The 16,410-nt window shown below is 75.0% G+C and carries 13 protein-coding genes; 4 read left to right on the top strand and 9 right to left on the bottom strand.

What is annotated here, in order from left to right:
• Positions 1 to 54: 54 nt before the first annotated feature.
• Positions 55 to 1,440, top strand: coding sequence for a molybdopterin-dependent oxidoreductase (locus WCD41_RS00330; RefSeq protein WP_337711378.1), 1,386 nt, complete (start codon positions 55 to 57; stop codon positions 1,438 to 1,440).
• Positions 1,440 to 1,919, top strand: coding sequence for a hypothetical protein (locus WCD41_RS00325; RefSeq protein WP_337711377.1), 480 nt, complete (start codon positions 1,440 to 1,442; stop codon positions 1,917 to 1,919). The genes WCD41_RS00330 and WCD41_RS00325 overlap by 1 nt, the downstream gene beginning before the upstream one ends.
• A 409-nt stretch (positions 1,920 to 2,328) precedes the next feature.
• On the opposite strand, the gene WCD41_RS00320 is transcribed toward WCD41_RS00325, so the two are convergent.
• From WCD41_RS00320 to WCD41_RS00300, 5 genes are all read right to left on the bottom strand, one after another.
• Positions 2,329 to 3,138, bottom strand: coding sequence for a methyltransferase domain-containing protein (locus tag WCD41_RS00320; protein WP_337711376.1), 810 nt, complete (start codon positions 3,136 to 3,138; stop codon positions 2,329 to 2,331).
• Complete coding sequence (locus WCD41_RS00315; protein WP_337711375.1) at positions 3,135 to 4,745, bottom strand: AMP-binding protein; 1,611 nt, start codon at positions 4,743 to 4,745, stop codon at positions 3,135 to 3,137. Before WCD41_RS00315 ends, WCD41_RS00320 begins: the two co-directional genes overlap by 4 nt.
• A gap of 85 nt (positions 4,746 to 4,830) precedes the next feature.
• On the bottom strand, positions 4,831 to 5,223 hold the full coding sequence (locus tag WCD41_RS00310) for a VOC family protein (protein ID WP_337711374.1): 393 nt from the start codon (positions 5,221 to 5,223) through the stop codon (positions 4,831 to 4,833).
• Positions 5,220 to 5,504 (bottom strand): ArsR/SmtB family transcription factor, encoded by a 285-nt coding sequence (locus WCD41_RS00305; RefSeq protein ID WP_337711373.1) that lies wholly within the window; start codon positions 5,502 to 5,504, stop codon positions 5,220 to 5,222. Before WCD41_RS00305 ends, WCD41_RS00310 begins: the two co-directional genes overlap by 4 nt.
• 81 nt (positions 5,505 to 5,585) lie before the next feature.
• Entirely contained in the window at positions 5,586 to 6,857 is a 1,272-nt protein-coding gene (locus WCD41_RS00300) for an IS110 family RNA-guided transposase (protein ID WP_337711372.1), read from the bottom strand.
• 327 nt (positions 6,858 to 7,184) lie between these two features.
• Here WCD41_RS00300 and WCD41_RS00295 point away from each other — a divergent pair, with 327 nt between their 5' ends.
• A complete protein-coding gene (locus tag WCD41_RS00295; protein ID WP_337711371.1) occupies positions 7,185 to 9,989 on the top strand; it encodes an AAA family ATPase in 2,805 nt (934 codons plus the stop codon).
• Here WCD41_RS00295 and WCD41_RS00290 read toward each other — a convergent pair.
• From WCD41_RS00290 to WCD41_RS00280, 3 genes are all read right to left on the bottom strand, one after another.
• Positions 9,986 to 10,420 (bottom strand): YybH family protein, encoded by a 435-nt coding sequence (locus WCD41_RS00290; RefSeq protein WP_337711370.1) that lies wholly within the window; start codon positions 10,418 to 10,420, stop codon positions 9,986 to 9,988. The two genes, WCD41_RS00295 and WCD41_RS00290, sit on opposite strands and share 4 nt — an antisense overlap.
• A 114-nt stretch (positions 10,421 to 10,534) precedes the next feature.
• Positions 10,535 to 11,665, bottom strand: a complete 1,131-nt coding sequence (gene sfnG / locus WCD41_RS00285; RefSeq protein WP_337711369.1) for a dimethylsulfone monooxygenase SfnG — start codon at positions 11,663 to 11,665, stop codon at positions 10,535 to 10,537.
• Between the two features lie 257 nt (positions 11,666 to 11,922).
• A complete protein-coding gene (locus WCD41_RS00280) occupies positions 11,923 to 13,368 on the bottom strand; it encodes an NCS2 family permease (RefSeq protein WP_337712307.1) in 1,446 nt (481 codons plus the stop codon).
• A 79-nt stretch (positions 13,369 to 13,447) separates the two neighbouring features.
• Between WCD41_RS00280 and WCD41_RS00275 the strand changes: the two genes are divergently transcribed.
• A complete protein-coding gene (locus WCD41_RS00275) occupies positions 13,448 to 13,717 on the top strand; it encodes a DUF2530 domain-containing protein (protein WP_337711368.1) in 270 nt (89 codons plus the stop codon).
• Here the strand turns inward: WCD41_RS00275 and WCD41_RS00270 are convergent.
• The gene (locus WCD41_RS00270) at positions 13,714 to 16,407 is read right to left on the bottom strand and encodes a helix-turn-helix transcriptional regulator (RefSeq protein WP_337711367.1); all 2,694 of its coding nucleotides are present in this window, start codon (positions 16,405 to 16,407) and stop codon (positions 13,714 to 13,716) included. The two genes, WCD41_RS00275 and WCD41_RS00270, sit on opposite strands and share 4 nt — an antisense overlap.
• Positions 16,408 to 16,410: the final 3 nt, after the last annotated feature.

Below are 16,410 nucleotides of genomic sequence, written 5' to 3'. Positions count from 1 at the left end.
AGCCCGACGGCGACCGACTGTACCGATAGGTACAGTCTTCGCTAGGGTCTCGCCATGACCACCACCGGCGCGCCCGTCGCGCCCGGGGAGGACGACGCACCCGCCCCGTCCGAGCCGCGGTACGGCTTCCCGCAGGCCCTGTGGCGCGGGATGGGACGGATCCCGGTCCCGCCGCCGCTCACCCCGCGCACGTGGCGCAGCCCGCTGCGCGGACGCTGGCTGACGTCGGTGTTCGGCGTCGTCCTGCTCGTCGGGCTGCCGATCGTGATCCTCACCGGACTGCTCTCCTACATCGCCTACGGCCCGCAGTTCGGCCAGGCGATCCCCGGCGACGTCGGGTTCCTGCGCCTGCCGCTGTTCGACTGGCCCACCTCGCCGTCCTGGCTCTACCGCCTCACCCAGGGGCTGCACGTCGGCATCGGCCTCGTCCTCGTGCCGGTGATCCTGGCCAAGCTCTGGTCGGTGGTGCCGAAGCTGTTCGCCTGGCCCCCGGTGCGCTCGATCGCGCAGCTGCTCGAGCGGATCTCGCTGCTCGCGCTCGTCGGCGGGATCCTGTTCGAGCTGGTCACCGGCATCATGAACGTCCAGTACGACTACTCGTTCGGCTTCGACTTCTACACCGCGCACTACTGGGGCGCGTGGGTGTTCATCGGCGGGTTCGTCGCCCACGTGGCGATCAAGCTGCCGACGATGGTGCGGTCGCTGCGCACCGGCGGGCCGGGGCGCTGGCTGCACGACACCACCGCGGAGACGGTGCCCGAGCCGCTCGACGACGAGCCCGGCCACAGCCTCGTGGCCACCGATCCGAGCCCGCCGACGATGAGCAGGCGCACGCTGCTCGGCACCGTCGCGGGCGGGAGCGCGCTGGTCGGGGTGCTGACCATCGGCACGACGGTCGACGCCCTGCGTCCGCTCGCGGTGCTCTCGCCGCGCGGGCGCTCCTACGGCACCGGCCCGAACGACTTCCAGGTCAACCGCACCGCGTTCGGCGCCGGGATCGCGCCGACCGTCGGCGACGGCTACGCCCTGGTCCTGCGCGGGGGCCCGGCCGGCGAGGTCCGGCTCGACCGCGCGGCACTGGCCGGGATGCCCCAGCACACCGCGACGCTGCCGATCGCGTGCGTCGAGGGCTGGTCGGAGACGCGGACGTGGAGCGGGGTGCGGCTGCGAGACCTCGCGGCGCTCGCCGGGGTCCCGGAGCCGGCGAACGCGTTCGTCCAGTCGCTGGAGCGGGCTGGGCCGTTCGCGCGGGTGACGCTGCAGGGCAACCAGGTGCTCGACCCGGACGCGCTCCTGGCGCTGCGCGTCGGCGACGACGACGGGGGCCCCATGGCCGACCTGTCGCTCGACCACGGCTTCCCGGCCCGCGTGATCGTCCCGGCGCTGCCCGGGGTGCACAACACCAAGTGGGTCGGCGCGATCGACTTCCGGAGCGCGTGATGGGCTGGTTCCGGAGGTTCTACGGCGAGAACCCGCTGCACCTGCTCGCCCTGCTCGGCTGCTTCGCGCTGGTGGGCGCCGCGGTGCTCGCCCTCTACCCCAACCCGAGCGCGCTCACGATCGCGATCTGGTTCGCCGCCGCGGTGATCGGCCACGACCTCGTGCTCTACCCGCTCTACGCGCTCGCCGACCGCTCGCTGGTGCTCACCCGCTGGGTCCGCCGGCGGGTGTCGTCGCGGCCGGTGACGGTCGCGGCGACCAACCACCTGCGCCTGCCGGTGCTCGGCTCGGTGCTGCTCGGGCTGATCTGGTTCCCGACGATCTCGGGCGGCGGGGCCGGGGTGCTCTTCTTCGCCGCCGGCCTGCCGCCGGCGATCGACTACGTGACGCGCTGGCTGCTCGTCACCGCCGTCCTCTTCCTCGCCAGCGCCGTCCTCTACGCCGTCCGCCTGGGCCGTGCCGCCGTCCGGTCCACGTGAGTGAAATTCGGTGCTATGGCACCGAACTTCACTCACGTAGGGGTCACGCCGGGTCGCGGTAGGGCGCGCGCCAGTCCGGGGCCTCCCAGGGCGGCCGCCGTAGATCGTCTCGCGGACCACGAGGCCGTCGCGGAACTCCAGGATCGTCACCCCGAACATCGGGTCGGCACCGTCGTAGCGGGTCTGGCCCTCGCCCACCCAGAGGTCGCCGCCCCCGACGAGGCGCCGCATCGTCATCGTGACCTCGGCCGGGTAGCGCGACCGCCACGCGAGGATCGTCTCCCGGCCGGTGAAGCGCTCGCCGGACTGCGGGAACTCCAGCACGGCGTCCTCGGCGAAGATCTGGTGCCCGAGCGCGGGGTCGGTGCCGGTGGCGTGCAGGTAGCGCAGGATCGCGGCCCGCGTGTCGTCATCGCTCACGGCGCGCCACCACGGCGAAGATCGCCATGAGGACCTCCGGACGCTCGACCCACGCGTCCATCGCGTCGGCCGCCGCGCCCCAGCGCGCGATGTCCGCGGCGTCCGCGAGCCCGGCCGCGACGAGCGTGTCCCGCGCGGCCCAGGCCGGTCCCCGCATCCCGACGGGCAGGGGCTGGATGTCGAACCAGCCGCGGAACGCCGCCACCTCCAGGCCGGCGCCGCGGGCCAGGCCCGCGAGGCGCCGCCCCACCCGCACGTCGTTGCCGCGGTCGGTGTGCCAGCGCGTGTAGCGCTCCGTCATCTCGTCGATCTCGGGCGGCGCCGGGGTGATGCCGGCCGCGGCGGCGTCGACGTCGAGCAGGTAGACGTGCCCGCCGGGACGCACCAGCGAGGCGAGGTGCTCGACGATCCGCCCTTCGGCGCCCCCGTTGTGGGCCAGGACGTGGCGCGTCATCGCGACGTCGTAGCCGCCCGCGGGCAGCCCGGTCGCCTCGGCGCGGCCCCGCCGGACCCCGGCGCGGTGCACGCCCGCCCCGGCGAGGACGGCGCGGGCCGTCGCGACGGCCTCGGGGTCGGCGTCCACCCCGGCGACCACGCCGTGCGGGCCGACGCACTCGGCGAGCACCGGCAGCATCGCGCCCGGGCCGCAGCCGACGTCCACCACCCGGGCACCGGGGCCGATCCCCGCGAGCTCCCACAGCGCGGCCTCGTGCTCCCGCGCCCGCTGCGCCATCAGCCGGTAGCGGGCGAGCTCGTCGTCGGAGAGCCGCAGCCCGTAGCCGGTCTCGACGGTTGTCATCGCGTCGCCACCACCGGTTCCGCGACGGCCGGCAGCGCCCCGGCGCGGTCCTGCGCCACGAGCAGCCGGCGCAGGATCTTCCCCGACGGCGACACCGGGATCGCGTCGACGAACGCCACCTCGGTGATCCGCTTGTGCGGGGCGACGCGGGACGCGACGTGGTCGACGATCTCCGCGGCCGTCACGGGCCCGGCCGCCACGACCACCGCCTTCGGGCGTTCGCCCGCGCGCTCGTCGGGCACCGGGATCACGGCCGCGTCGGCCACACCGGGGTGCGTGCGCAGGACCGCCTCGAGCTCCGCGGGCGCCACCTGCAGGCCCTTGACCTTGACGAGCTCCTTGAGCCGGTCGTCGACGAAGAGGTTGCCGTCGGTGTCGAACCGCGCCAGGTCGCCGGTGTGCAGCCAGCCGTCGGCGTCGATCGTCGCCGCCGTCGCGTCGAGGTTGCCCAGGTAGCCGGCCATCAGCTGGGGCCCGCGCACCCGCAGCTCCCCGGTCTCGCCGGCCGGGAGGTCCTCGCCGGTCATGATGTCGACGATCCGTGCCTCGACCCCGGGCAGCAGCACCCCGGCCGACCCCGGCACGACGGGCTCCGCGGTGTCCACGAGCGTGATCGCCGCGACGGCCTCGGTCATCCCGTAGCCCTGACCGACGGGGCATCCGACGCGCGCCGCGCACTCCTGCTGCAGGTCGGCCCCGAGCGGGGCGGCACCGCAGCCGACGAGCCGCAGCGAGGACAGGTCGTGGCGGTCGACCGCCGGGTGGCGCGCCATCGCGAGCACGATCGGCGGCACGACCACCGCCAGCGTCGCCCGGTACGTCGCGATCGCGCCCAGGTAGGCGTCGACGTCGAAGCGGGGCAACGTGACGAGGGTGCCCCCGGAGCGCAGCGTCACCCCGGCGACGACGTTCAGCCCCACGGCGTGGAAGAACGGCGCCACCGCGATCGCCCGGTCCTCGGCGGTCTGGTCGAGCGCGGTCTGCATCTGCTCGATGTTGGTGACGATCGCCCGGTGGGTGAGCATCACGCCCTTGGCGAGGCCCGTGGTCCCCGACGAGTAGGGCAGCAGAGCGAGGTCGGCGGCCGGGTCGACGAGCCCCGCCGGCAGCTCCCCGTCGGCGCCGTCGGCCAGGACGTCGGCGAACGACGTCGCCCCCTCGGCCTGCCCGACGACCAGGACGTCCGGCTCGACGACCCCGGCCGCCGCCGCCCGGACGAGCGGGAGGAACGGCGGGATCGTCAGCACGTGCCGCGCCCCGTGGTCGCGCAGCTGCGGGGCGATCTCGTCGGCGGTGTACAGCGGGTTGATCCCCGACACGCAGCCGCCCGCCGCCATCGCACCGAGGCACGCGACGAGCCACTCCGGGCTGTTCGGCGCGACGATCGCCAGGACGTCGCCCACCCGCAGTCCGCGCCGGCGCAGGCCGATCGCGCACCGTCGCACGTCCCGGCGCAGCTCGGCGTAGGTCAGCGTGCGCCCGGACGGGGCGTCGATGACCGCCGGGGCGTCGGGACGCTCGTCGGCCATGCGGAGGAGGAAGTCGGGCACGGTGAGGTCGGGAACCCGCACGGCAGGCCACCGACTGGCGACGACGTGGGCGGACATGGTGCCTCCCGGAGGGTCGGACGTTCCCGACCATCCGACCTGCCCCGCGATGTCCGCGGCGTCGGGGACGCACCCCGAGAAAGCGTCAGACGGGCTTCGCCGCCACGATCTGGACGAGGTTGCCGCACGTGTCGTCGAGCACCGCCGTGATCACCGGCCCGGCGTCGGTGGGCGGCTGGGTGAACGCGACGCCCCGGGCGACCAGGCGCTCGTGCTCGGCGTGGACGTCGTCGACGGCGAACTGCACGAGGGGGATGCCGTCCTCGACGAGCGCGTCGCGGTAGGGCTTCACCGCCGGGTGGCCGGCCGGCTCGAGCAGCAGCTCGGGGCCGTCCGGGTCGTCGGGCGAGACGACGGTGAGCCAGGAGTCGTCGCCGAGCGGGACATCGTGGCGCACGGTGAAGCCCAGGATGTCGGTGTAGAACGCCCGCGCGGCGCGCTGGTCGTCGACGAAGATGCTGGTCAGGCGGATTCTCACGGGGTGTCCTCCCGGCTGGTGGGCCACCGCGCGGCGATGGTGGCGAGCGGTGCGCCGTCGAAGTGATGGATCTTGGTGCGGCCGCGGCGCTCGGTGACCACGAGCCCGGCGTCCTCGAGCACGGCGAGGTGCTGCGAGATCGCCTGGCGGGTGGAGGAGACGCCGTGGCGGGTGACGAGCGTCGTGCAGATCTCGAAGAGCGTCTGGCCGTCGCGGGCGACGAGCTCGTCGAGGACGAGGCGCCGTGTCCTGTCGTCGAGAGCCCGGAACACGTCGGCCACGCCGCCAGCATAGGCAAGCAGCGGCTTGCCCCTCAAGGGCAAGCGACCACTTGCCTGTGAAGAGAATCGACCGCAGCTGGCCTACGCGACTTGTTCGAGGGTGACTCGGTAGCCCAGGTTGTGGAGTTGGTTGATCAGGCGGTCGCGTTGGCGGTTGGTGTTGCGGCGGGTGAAGTAGTCCCCGCCGAGGTCGTCGTAGTCGGTGTCGTCGCGCAGCAGGTGCCAGCAGATCACCAAGATGGAGTGGGCGACCGCGACGGCGGCCTTCTTCTTGCCGATCCGTCGGGCCAGCCGCCAGAACTGGGCGGACAGGTAGGTCTCGCGGGTGCGGGCGGCGCACCAGGCGCTCTGGGTCAGGATGTCGATCAGCCAGACGTCGCCCTTGGTGGTCTTGCCCGAGCCGCGTTTGCCGCCGGTGATGTTGTTGCCCGGCGCGACGCCGGCCCAGGAGGCCAGGTGCGCGGCGGTGGGGAACCGAGACATGTCGACCCCGATCTCGGCGATGATCGTCTCGGCGGCCCGTTTCCCGACTCCGGGGATGGTGTCGAGCCGGTCACGGGCCCGAGTGAAAGGGACAGCGCTGACACCGCCCTCGCTGGTCGCGGTGGCGAACAGGGCGTCGACGCGCTCGTCGAGCCGCCCGATCGCCGCTTCGAGGTGCGCGGTGTGCTCCAGCGCGAGCCCGATCAGCAGGGCGTGGTGCTCGCTGAAGCGCCCGCGCAGGGCCTGACGCAGGGCGGGCAGCTTGCGGCGCAGCACGCCGCGGGCCAGCTCGGCGAGCACCTCGGGGTCACGTTCGCCGGCGACCAGCGCGGCCAGCATCGCCCGCCCGGAAACCCCGAGCACGTCCGAGGCGACCGAGTCCAGCTTGATCCCGGCGTCCTCGAGGGTCTTCTGGATCCGCTGACACTCGCTGGTGTGGGCCTGGATCATCCGCTTGCGATACCGGGTCAGGTCGCGTAGCTCGCGGATCGTCTTCGGCGGCACGAAGCTGCCCCGCAGCAGACCGTGCTCGAGCAGCTCGGCGAGCCACTCGGCGTCGAGCACGTCGGACTTACGCCCGGGCAGGATCTTCACGTGGTGGGCGTTGACCAGCAGCAACTCCCAGCCGGGGTGCTCCTCGAGGAGGTACCACACCGGTTTCCAGTACGAGCCGGTCGCCTCCATCACCACCGCGGTCACTGCCTCGGCGGCGAACCACTCGAGCATGGCTTCCAGCGAGGCGGTGAAGGTGGTGAACGTGCGGGTGGTCTTGACCCGCCCCCGACCACCCGGCCTCGGGGTGCGCACGCACGCCACGACCTCGTCCTTGCCGATGTCGATACCCGCGCACCGCTCGATCAACGTGTCCATCAGCGGCCTCCTCGCCCACGCACGAACAGGGTGGAGGTCGGCAGGGCCAACCGTTCAACGACGCTGTGAAGCGTGTACGAGGACAACAGTTCGAGGTGCCGGGAAGGCCCCAGGCGTCAGTCTCTGAGACGGGTTCAAGTGCACCAAGCAAGAACGAGCTCAGCCGACCCCGACACCGATTCTCAGCCGTCGAGGCGGCCCAAGGAAGGGCCATAGGGTCTCTGAGGGATCCGGACCCCTCCACTGGTCCACTCCGCTGCTGGTCGGACCGGGGACGGGGCTCTACGGTCGTCGTCAGGGAGAGGCTCGCGAGCACGGGGGGTCGCCATGACCCTGATGCCGCCGGCGGCGCGAGGCACGGCGATCCTCGAGCGCGACCGGGAGCTGGCCGCACTGGCCGCCGTGGTGGCCGCGGCCGGTGCGGGGCGCGGCGCCCTGGCCTGGGTGGAGGGCCCGCCGGGGATCGGCAAGTCCCGGCTGCTCGAGGCGGTCGCCGCGCAGGCGTCCGCGGCCGGGCACACCGTCCTCACCGCACGGGGCGGGCGCCTCGAGCGCGACTTCGCCTTCGGGATCGTGCGCGGCCTCGTCGAGCCCCTGCTCACCGGGGCGGATGCCGAGCAGCTGCTCGCCGGCGCGGCCCGGCTGGCCGTCCCGGCGGTCGCGCCCGGGCGGGTCGGGGTGGGCGGGGACGGCGTCGGGGACGGCGACGGGGACGGGGCCGTCGAGCTCGACGCGGCCAGCACCCTGCACGGCATCTACTGGCTGGTCGCGAACCTCGCCGAGCGCGGCCCGGCCCTGCTCCTCGTCGACGACGCCCACGTCGCCGACGCCGCGTCCCTGCGCGCGCTGGCCTACCTCGCCCGGCGGGTGGCCGAGCTGCCGGTCGCGATCGTGCTCGGGGCCCAGAGCCCGGTCGAGCACGTCGATCCCGGGGTCGTCGACGCCCTGCGCGAGGCCGGGTCGGTGCTGCGTCCCGGGCCGTTGAGCGCGGTCGCGGTCGGCGCGCTGGTGGCCGCGCGGCTCGGGCCCTCCCCCGCCGCGTTCGTGACGGCCTGCCACGAGGCCACCGGCGGGAACCCGCTGCTGCTCGCCGCCCTGCTCGACGCCGTGCTCGAGTCGGGGGCGGCGCCCGCGCCCGGGATGGTGGCCGAGCTCGCGCCGGGCGTCGTGGCGACGTTCGTGGCCCGCCGGCTGCGCGAGGCCGGGGACGACGCCGCCGCGGTCGCCGAGGCCGTGGCCGTGCTCGGCGGGTCCGCGGAGCTGCGGCACGTGGTCGCCGTGTCCGGGCTCGACCCCGACCGCGCCGCGCGCGCCGCCGAGACGCTGGTCGCCGTGCGGCTGCTGCGCGAGGGGCGGCCGCTCACCTTCGGGCACTCGCTGGTCGAGCAGGCCGTCACCGACCGGCTCGGGCCCGCCGCACGCCACCGCGCCCACCGCCGGGCCGCCGAGGTGCTGGCCGCCGAGGAGGCGCCGGCCGAGGTCGTCGCCACCCACCTGCTGCGCACCGAGGCCCTCGGCGACCCGACGGTCGTCGCCCGGCTGCGCGAGGCCGGGCACCGGGCGCTGGCGACGGGGGCACCGGAGGCGGCGTGCGTGTACCTGCGCCGGGCCGTCGCGGAACCGCCGCCGGCCCCGGAGCGGGCCGCGGTCCTGCACGAGCTCGGGACCGCGACGGCGCGCGTGTCCTACCGGGCGGGCGTCGAGCTGCTCGAGGAGGCCTTCGCGGTCGCGGCGCACCCCCGTCGGCGCGGCCTGGTCGCCCTCGAGCTCGCCCGGGCGCTGAGCGTCACGCTGGCGTTCGACCGGGCCCTGCAGGTCCTCGACGAGGCCGCCGCCGGGCTCGACGACGGCAGCGAGCTCGCGGCCGAGCTGGCCGCCGCCACCGTCAGCCTCGCGCGGCGCGACCCGGCGCGACGGGCCGCGGCGGCCGAGCTCACCCGCACCCTGCGCCGCGACGGCCGGCTCCCGCCCCGCGGCGGGCCGGCGCTGCTCGCGTTCGCGGCCCTCGACGCCCAGCAGGGCGGGGACCCCGCCGCCGTCGACCTGGCCCGGGAGGCGCTGGACGCGACGCTGCGGGAGAACGCGCCCGACCCCGGCGTCGTGCTCCCGGCGACGATGGTCCTGGTCGCGATCGACCACCTCGACCCGGTGCGCGCCTGCGCCGAGGGCATGCTCGCCAGCGCGCGCCGGCGCGGCTCCACCTACGACTTCGTCTCGGCCAGCGTCCTGCGCTGCCAGACCCGGTACCTGGCCGGCGACCTGGACGAGGCCGAGGCCGACGCCCGGCTCGCCGACGGCCTGGCCGCGGAGCACGAGGTCCACGCCGCCCGCCGCTACACGGTGGCGTGGCTGGTGATCGTCCTGGTCGACCGGGGACGCGCCGACGAGGCCGAGGCGGTGCTCGCGGGCAGCGGCGTCCGGGGCGAGCTCGCCTACCTGCTGGCCGCGCGGGGCCGCCTGCACCTCGCCCGCGGGCGGCCCGAGGAGGCCGCAGCCGCCTTCCGGGCGTGCGGCGAACGCCTCGAGCACCGCGGCATCCACCACCCGGGCCTGCTGCCGTGGCGGGCCGGGCTCGCCGCGGCGCTGCACGGGCTGGGCCGGCCGGACGAGGCACTCGAGGCCGCGGACGCCGCCGCGCGCACCGCGCGCCGCTTCGCCGCCCCGCGCGCGCTGGCGATCGCCCTGCGCACCCGGGGCCTGGTCGCCGGCGCGGTCGAGCCGCTGCGCGAGGCCGTCACCCTCCTGGGGCCGACGCCCGCGCGCCTCGAGCTCGCGCGGACGCACGTCGAGCTCGGCGCCCTCCTGCGCCGGACCAACCAGCGCGTCGCCGCCCGCGCCGAACTGGCGATCGGGCAGGACCTCGCCACGCGGTGCGGGGCGCTCGGCCTGGTCGAGCAGGCCCGCGACGAGCTGCACGCGGCGGGCGCCCGGCCCCGCCGGGTGGCCGTCACCGGGGTCGCCGCCCTCACCGCCGGCGAGCGGCGCGTCGCCGAGCTCGCCGCCGACGGCCTGACGAACCGGGAGGTCGCGCAGGCCCTGTTCGTCACCACCAAGACCGTCGAGACCCACCTCGGGCACGTGTACCGCAAGCTGGGGGTGACCGGGCGGGACGAGCTCGCCGAGCAGCTCTAGGTCGTGGCCTTCCGGGGGTCGGGTGGCGGGAAGTCCGCGTGGCGGTGGGTCAGTCGCCAGGCGCCGTCGAGGCGCCGGAACCCGTGCGTCACGCGCAGCACCATCGGCGCGGGCTCCCCGCCGTCGACGCGGACGACGCCCCGCTCGAAGCCGACGGTGTAGGCGAGATCGCCGTCGACCACGACGACGCTCGGCTCCTCACGCTCCCGGGTGCCGTCGCTGAAGCGCGAGCCGACCCACGCGAACGTCCGCACCACGTCCGCGTGGCCCTTCTCGACCGTGCCCCAGCCGCCGCAGAGGGTGACGTCGTCCCGCTCGGCCCAGAGGTCGGCGTAGGGCCCGGGGTCGCCGGTGAACATGGCGTCGAGCGCGGTGTCGACGCGGTCGAGGAACGCGAGCAGGTCCGCGGGCACCTCGGTGGCGGTGGTCATGGCCCCGAGGCTCCGCCGCCCCCCGGGGCGCCGGCGTCGGGGCACCACCCCGAGGTTGCCGCGGTATGTGAGCGAACTTCGGGGCTATAGCCCCGAAGTTCGCTCACATGGGGGTCAGGCCTGGGCCAGCGCCGGGGCCGGTTCGGCGTCGGGGAGCTCGGCCTCCTTCTCCCGGATGATCGGGAGGACCTTGTCGCCGAACTGCTCGATCTCCTCCTTCACGTGCAGGAAGCACAGGAGGTTGAGGTCGACGCCCAGCTTCTTGTACTCGATGACCCGGTCGGCGACCTGCTCCGCGGTGCCGATCAGCTGGGTCTTGAAGCCGTCGTTGTACTGGACGAGGTCCTCGAACGACGACTCCGCCCACATGCCCTTGCCGTCCGAGGCCGACGCGCCGGCCTGCTGCACGGCGTCACGGAAGCCCTGGACCTGCTCGACGTTGGCCTTGTCGACGATCTCGCGCAGGGTGTCGCGGGCCTCCTTCTCGCTGTCCCGGACGATCATGAAGCCGTTGAGGCCGAAGTTGACCGTGCGGTTGTTCGCGGCGGCCTCGGTGTTGACGTCGTGGAGCTGCTCGACGACGCCGTCGAAGTCCTTGCCGTTCGAGAAGTAGAAGTCCGACACGCGGCCCGCCATCTTGCGCGCGGCCGTGGAGTTGCCGCCCTGGAAGATCTCCGGGTGGGGACGCTCCGGGGTGTTCAGCGGCTTGGGCTTCAGCGAGTAGTCGTGGAACCGGTAGAAGTCGCCGCGGAACTCGAAGTTGTCCTGCTCCCAGATGCCCTTGAGGCAGGCGATGAACTCCTCGGTGCGCCGGTAGCGCTCGTCGTGCTCGAGCCACGGCTCGCCGAAGGCGGTGAACTCCCCCTTGAACCAGCCCGACACGACGTTGGTGGCGAAGCGCCCGTTCGTCAGGTGGTCGGCGGTGGCGCCGAAGTTGGCGAACACGCCCGGGTGCCACATCCCCGGGTGGACGGCCGCCATGACCTTGAGCCGCTCGGTGGCCATCATGATCGCCAGCGACAGCGACGTCGACTCGTGCTGGTACTCCGCGGAGTAGCTGGCCATGTAGCGGACCTGGGAGAGCGCGAACTCGAACCCGGAGTTCTCGGCCGCGATCGCGGTGTCGCGGTTGTACTCCCAGTTCCAGTCGGTGCGCTGCTCGATGCCGCTGGTGACCAGACCCCCGGAGACGTTGGGGACCCAGTAGGCGAAGCGCAGCGGCTTGGTGGGGATGCCGACGGACACGGCGGGGTTGCCTCCTCGACGAGGGGGTGGGGACGCGCGGGGGTCGCGCGGGGAACGGGCGAGAGGGGACGAACGGGGATCAGCGACAGAGCGCGGTCGCGAGCTTCCCGTGGTCGACGTGCCGGCGGCGCGTCAGTGGTGCCCTACCCATCGCGCCCGACGCTTCCGGTACCGACGGACCCTGTCAACCGGTGACCGGCCCGCGTCACACCGTGGTCAGGGCCGCCGCCACACGTCGCGCCACACAGGCAAGTACCTCACAGCCCGAACAGCACCCGCAACGGCGTGACGGCGAAGTAGAGGACGAACGCGACGGCGACGACCCACATCAGCGGGTGGATCTCCCGCACGCGGCCGGTGGCGGTGCGCAGCAGCACCCAGCTGATGAACCCGGCGCCGATGCCGTTGGCGATCGAGTAGGTGAACGGCATGACGACGATCGTCAGGAACACCGGCAGCGCGACCGAGAAGTCCGACCACTCGACGTCCCGCACCCCGCCGATCATGAGGGCGCCGACGATGACCAGGGCGGGCGCCGCGGCCTCGACCGGCACGACCTCGTAGAGCGGGGTGAAGAACATCGCGGCCAGGAAGAGCACGCCGGTGACGACGTTGGCGAGGCCGGTGCGCGCGCCCTCGGCGATGCCCGACGCCGACTCGACGAACACGGTGTTGGAGCTCGACGACGCCACACCGCCGGCGACGGCGCCCGCGCCCTCGACGACGAGCGCGCGCCCGACGCGGGGCAGCTGCCCGTTCTCGTCGAGCAGGTTCGCCTGGCGACCGAGGCCGGTCATCGTGCCCATCGCGTCGAAGAAGTTGGCCAGCACGAGCGTGAAGACCAGCAGGCTCACCGCGAGCGCGGGCAGCCGCGCGAACGCGCCGAACGAGACGTCGCCGACCAGGGAGAGGTCCGGCAGCGACACGACCGACGACGGCAGGCCCGGGTAGCCGAGGTTCCAGCCCTTGGGGTTGGTGCCGTTGGACGGGCCGGCCTGCACGATCGCCTCGATGACGATCGCCAGCACGGTCGTGCCCAGCACCCCGAGCAGGATGCCGGCACGGACACCGCGCGCGACGAGCACGCCGGTGAGCAGCAGGCCGACGCAGAACACGGCCGTCGGCCACGACGCGATCGAGCCCTCGATGCCCAGCCCGACCGGGACGGTGGTGTTCGCGGCGTCGGGCAGGCGGCGCACGAAGCCGGCGTCGACGAGGCCGATGAAGGCGATGAAGGCGCCGATGCCCGCCGCGATGGCGATCTTCAGTGGATCGGGGATGGCGTTGAACACCGCGGTCCGGAAGCCCGTGAGCCCCAGGATCACGATGATGATGCCGTTGACGACCACGAGGCCCATCGCCTCGGGCCAGCTCACCTGCGGTGCGATGGTGACCGCGACGAGGGTGTTGATGCCCAGGCCGGTGGCCATGGCGAACGGGAAGTTGGCGACCAGGCCGAAGATGATCGTCATGACGCCGGCGACCAAGGCGGTCACGGCCGCGACCTGGGGCACGGTGAGCGTCGCGCCGAGCACGTCGCGCTTGGCCGACGGCGACGCCGGGTCCAGGCTGCCGAGGATCAGAGGGTTGAGGACCACGATGTAGGCCATCGTCACGAAGGTGACGAGGCCGCCGCGGACCTCACGGGCGACGGTGGTGCCGCGCTCGTCGAGGCGGAAGACACGGTCCAGCACGGGCGGCAGGCTATCTGGATCACGCCGACTTCATGTGAGTGATGTTGACGGCTATAGCCGCGAATGCCACTCACGTAGGGTGCGGCGCGTGGCCCGTCGCTTCGACCTGCACGCCGAGCCGCCGCCCCTGCCCCGCCGGCTGACCGACCCGGTCCCCGTCGTGATCGCGGGCTCGGCGGTGTGGCTGGTCGTCGCCGTGGTCCTCGGGGTGCTCGCCGCGACGGGCACGCGACCCCTCGACGTCTGGTTCGCCGCCGCGCTCGTCGGGGTCGGGCTCGGCGCGGTCGGCCTCGGCGTGCTCGCCCTCCAGCGCCGGGCCCTGCAGCGCGGGGTCCGCGGCGCCCAGAAGACGCTCTAACGGGCCGTGAACACACCCCGCAGCTCCGCCCGGCCCTTGACGCCCAGCTTCGCGTAGGCCGACCCGAGAGCGTTGTCGACGGTGCGCACCGACAGCACCAGCCGGTCCGCGATCGCCCGGCTCGACATCCCGGACGCGGCCAGCTCGGCGATCTCCCGCTCGCGGGCGGTCAGCTCGGCCGCGACGCGCACGCGCAGGGCCGGGGTGTCGGCCTCCTCGCACGCCGCGAGCCAGGCGCGGGCGCGCTCGGCCGACGCCATCGCGGCCCCGGACCGGCCCGCCGCTCGGTGCGCGGCGGCGGCCGTGGTGGCCACCTCGGCCGCGAGCAGGAGCATCCCGCACCTCGCGTAGCCCTCGGCGACGTCGTCGAGATCCTCCGGGGAGTCCGTCGACGCCGCGTGCCGAGCGTGCAGCGACGCCAGCGGGCTGTCGACGCGCGCCGCGACCTCCGCGAGCCGCTCGGCGACCGCCGCCCCCTGCCCGCAGCGCACCGCCACGTGCAGCGCGTCGACCTCGTAGCAGAGCTGCCCGGCCGACGCGGCCTCGTCGGCGACCTCCCGGGCCCGCACAGCCGCCGACTCCACCCGTCCCGCCGCGGCGTGCACCCACGCCTCGCCGAGGTCGCGCCAGGGGCGGAAGTGCACGAGGTCGCGGACCTCGCCCCGCTCGACGCGCTCCTGCCAGGCGGCCGCCTCCTCGGCGCGGCCGGCCTGGCCCAGGGCCGCGATCATCTCGCCGGCGAGCTGCGGGCTGCAGGGCAGGTCGCGCAGCGGCGCCTGGGCGGCGGCCTCGTGGATCCACCGCACCGCGGTGGTCAGCCGGCCGCGGCGGGCGGCGTCGACACCGAGCAGCAACGCCCAGATGGCGCGCGGGACGGCGGCCTCAGCGGTGCCGGTGCCGCGGGTCTCCTCGTACCAGGTGCGGGCGAGCGCCGCGGCCTCGTCGAGCCGCCCCTGCCACAGCCGCGACATCCACAGCCCGCCCGCACGGATCTGCAGGCGCAGGCCGGCCGAGAGCCCCGAGGCGTCGCGGCCGATCAGCTCCAGGGCCCGCCCGGCGATCTCCGCGCCGTCCGCCAGCCGCCCGATCATCGGCCGCACGCTCGCCGCGACCATCAGCGCGGGCAGCTCCGTCGGCGAGCCCGGCGCCAGGCGCGCGAGCACCGGGTCGAGCAGGGCGTCGGCCTCGGCGTACTTCGCGCCCTCGAGCAGCAGCATCGCCCGCAGCACCGCGAGCCCGTCGGGGACGGGACCGGCCCCGACCCGCGCCGCCAGCTCGTCGTGCACCCGCACCGCCCCGTCGGGGTCGGCGAGCGCCCAGGCCAGCAGCATCGCGCGGGTGACCGCGAGGTCGGCGTGCTCCTCGTCGGAGGCGTCCTCCGCCGCCGCGCGCGCGTGCGCCTCGGCCGCCTCGAGGAACCGCCCCCGCAGCGTCCGCACCGCCGCCAGACGCGCGAGCGCGACGAACCCGCCGTCACGGTCGGCGGCCTCGCCGAACAACCGCTCGGCGAGGGCGGGGTCGTCGCCGACGACGTGGTCGCCCGCGGCGACGAGCTCGCCGGGCTCCACCGGCTCGCCGCCCGCGACCCGCCAGGTCAGCAGCCGCACGGTGTCGTCGCCGCGCCGGTCCCCGCCGTACCCCTCGAGCGCCGTCGCCAGCGCCGCCGCGAGGCGCCGGTGCGCCATCCGCGCGCCCAGCGGCGAGAACGTCGCACGCAGGACCGCGGCGTCGAGGCGGCGGGCCAGGGCGATCTCGAGGCGGCGCCCCGCCGCCCGGGACACGACGACGCCCGCGCGCTCCAGGGCCCCGACCTCGTGCCCGCCCGGCAGCGCCTCCACCACCTCGAGGCCGAGGGGGCCGCCGAGCGCCAGGAGCTCCGCGAGCTCGCGCTGGGCCGCGGTGAGGTCGGTGATCCGCGCGAGCACCACCTCGCGGAGCCGCGGCGGCGGCGTGACGTCGTCGTGCCAGCGCCACACCGGGCCGGAGCGGCGCAGCGCACCCTCCGCGCGGCCCGCGTCGAGCAGCTCGCGCAGCAGGAACGGGTTGCCGCCCGACAGCGCGCCGAGCTCGTGGCGGGTCGCGCCCTCGACCGGCCCGCCGAGGGCGCGCTCGACGAGCTCGTCGGCCTCCGCGCCGGCCAGGTCGCCGACCTCGACGCGCTCGAGCAGCCCGTCGACGCGCAGCGCGAGCACGGGCTCGGGCAGCGTCGCGCCCGCGCGGGCGGTGAGCACCACGAACGCCTCGCGGTGGCGGGCGAGGTCGTGCACGAGCCGGGCGGAGAGCGCGTCGAGCAGGTGCACGTCGTCGACGACGAGCAGCACCCGCTCCGGCGTCGGGTCGACCTCCGCTCCGCTGCGTCTCCCGGCATCACCCCGCACCGCCGACCGCGCCCGCCGCAGCGCCGTGAGCTCGTCGTCCCCCGCGGGAGCCGCCTCGGGCAGGCGCGCGGCGACGGCACCGAGCGGGGTTTCGCGGGTCCACGGGGTGGCGGTGACCGCGAGGACCCGCGTGCCCGGGCCGGCGAGCGCGCGGGCCGCCTCCCGCGCGAGGCGGGAGCGCCCGCTGCCGGGCGGCCCGACGAGCAGCACGCCCGCGGCGCGGCCTGCGGCCGCCCGCACCGCGGCGAGGTGGGTGTCGCGCCCGACGAGCGGCCACGCGCCGGGGCGAGGTGGTTCGTCGCCCACCGTCACCTC

The organism is Actinomycetospora aeridis (assembly GCF_037400275.1).
Taxonomy (GTDB): Bacteria; Actinomycetota; Actinomycetes; order Mycobacteriales; family Pseudonocardiaceae; genus Actinomycetospora; species Actinomycetospora aeridis.
Note: the sequence above shows the minus strand (reverse complement) of the source record. Positions and strands in the feature narration are given on the sequence as shown.

Bases quoted from the DNA above. Each gene is read 5' to 3' on its own strand.
- WCD41_RS00330 (WP_337711378.1), top strand. From the start codon at position 55: ATGACCACCACCGGCGCGCCCGTCGCGCCCGGGGAGGACGACGCACCC.
- WCD41_RS00325 (WP_337711377.1), top strand. From the start codon at position 1,440: ATGGGCTGGTTCCGGAGGTTCTACGGCGAGAACCCGCTGCACCTGCTC.
- WCD41_RS00320 (WP_337711376.1), bottom strand. From the start codon at position 3,138: ATGACAACCGTCGAGACCGGCTACGGGCTGCGGCTCTCCGACGACGAG.
- WCD41_RS00315 (WP_337711375.1), bottom strand. From the start codon at position 4,745: ATGTCCGCCCACGTCGTCGCCAGTCGGTGGCCTGCCGTGCGGGTTCCC.
- WCD41_RS00300 (WP_337711372.1), bottom strand. From the start codon at position 6,857: ATGGACACGTTGATCGAGCGGTGCGCGGGTATCGACATCGGCAAGGAC.
- WCD41_RS00295 (WP_337711371.1), top strand. From the start codon at position 7,185: ATGACCCTGATGCCGCCGGCGGCGCGAGGCACGGCGATCCTCGAGCGC.
- WCD41_RS00290 (WP_337711370.1), bottom strand. From the start codon at position 10,420: ATGACCACCGCCACCGAGGTGCCCGCGGACCTGCTCGCGTTCCTCGAC.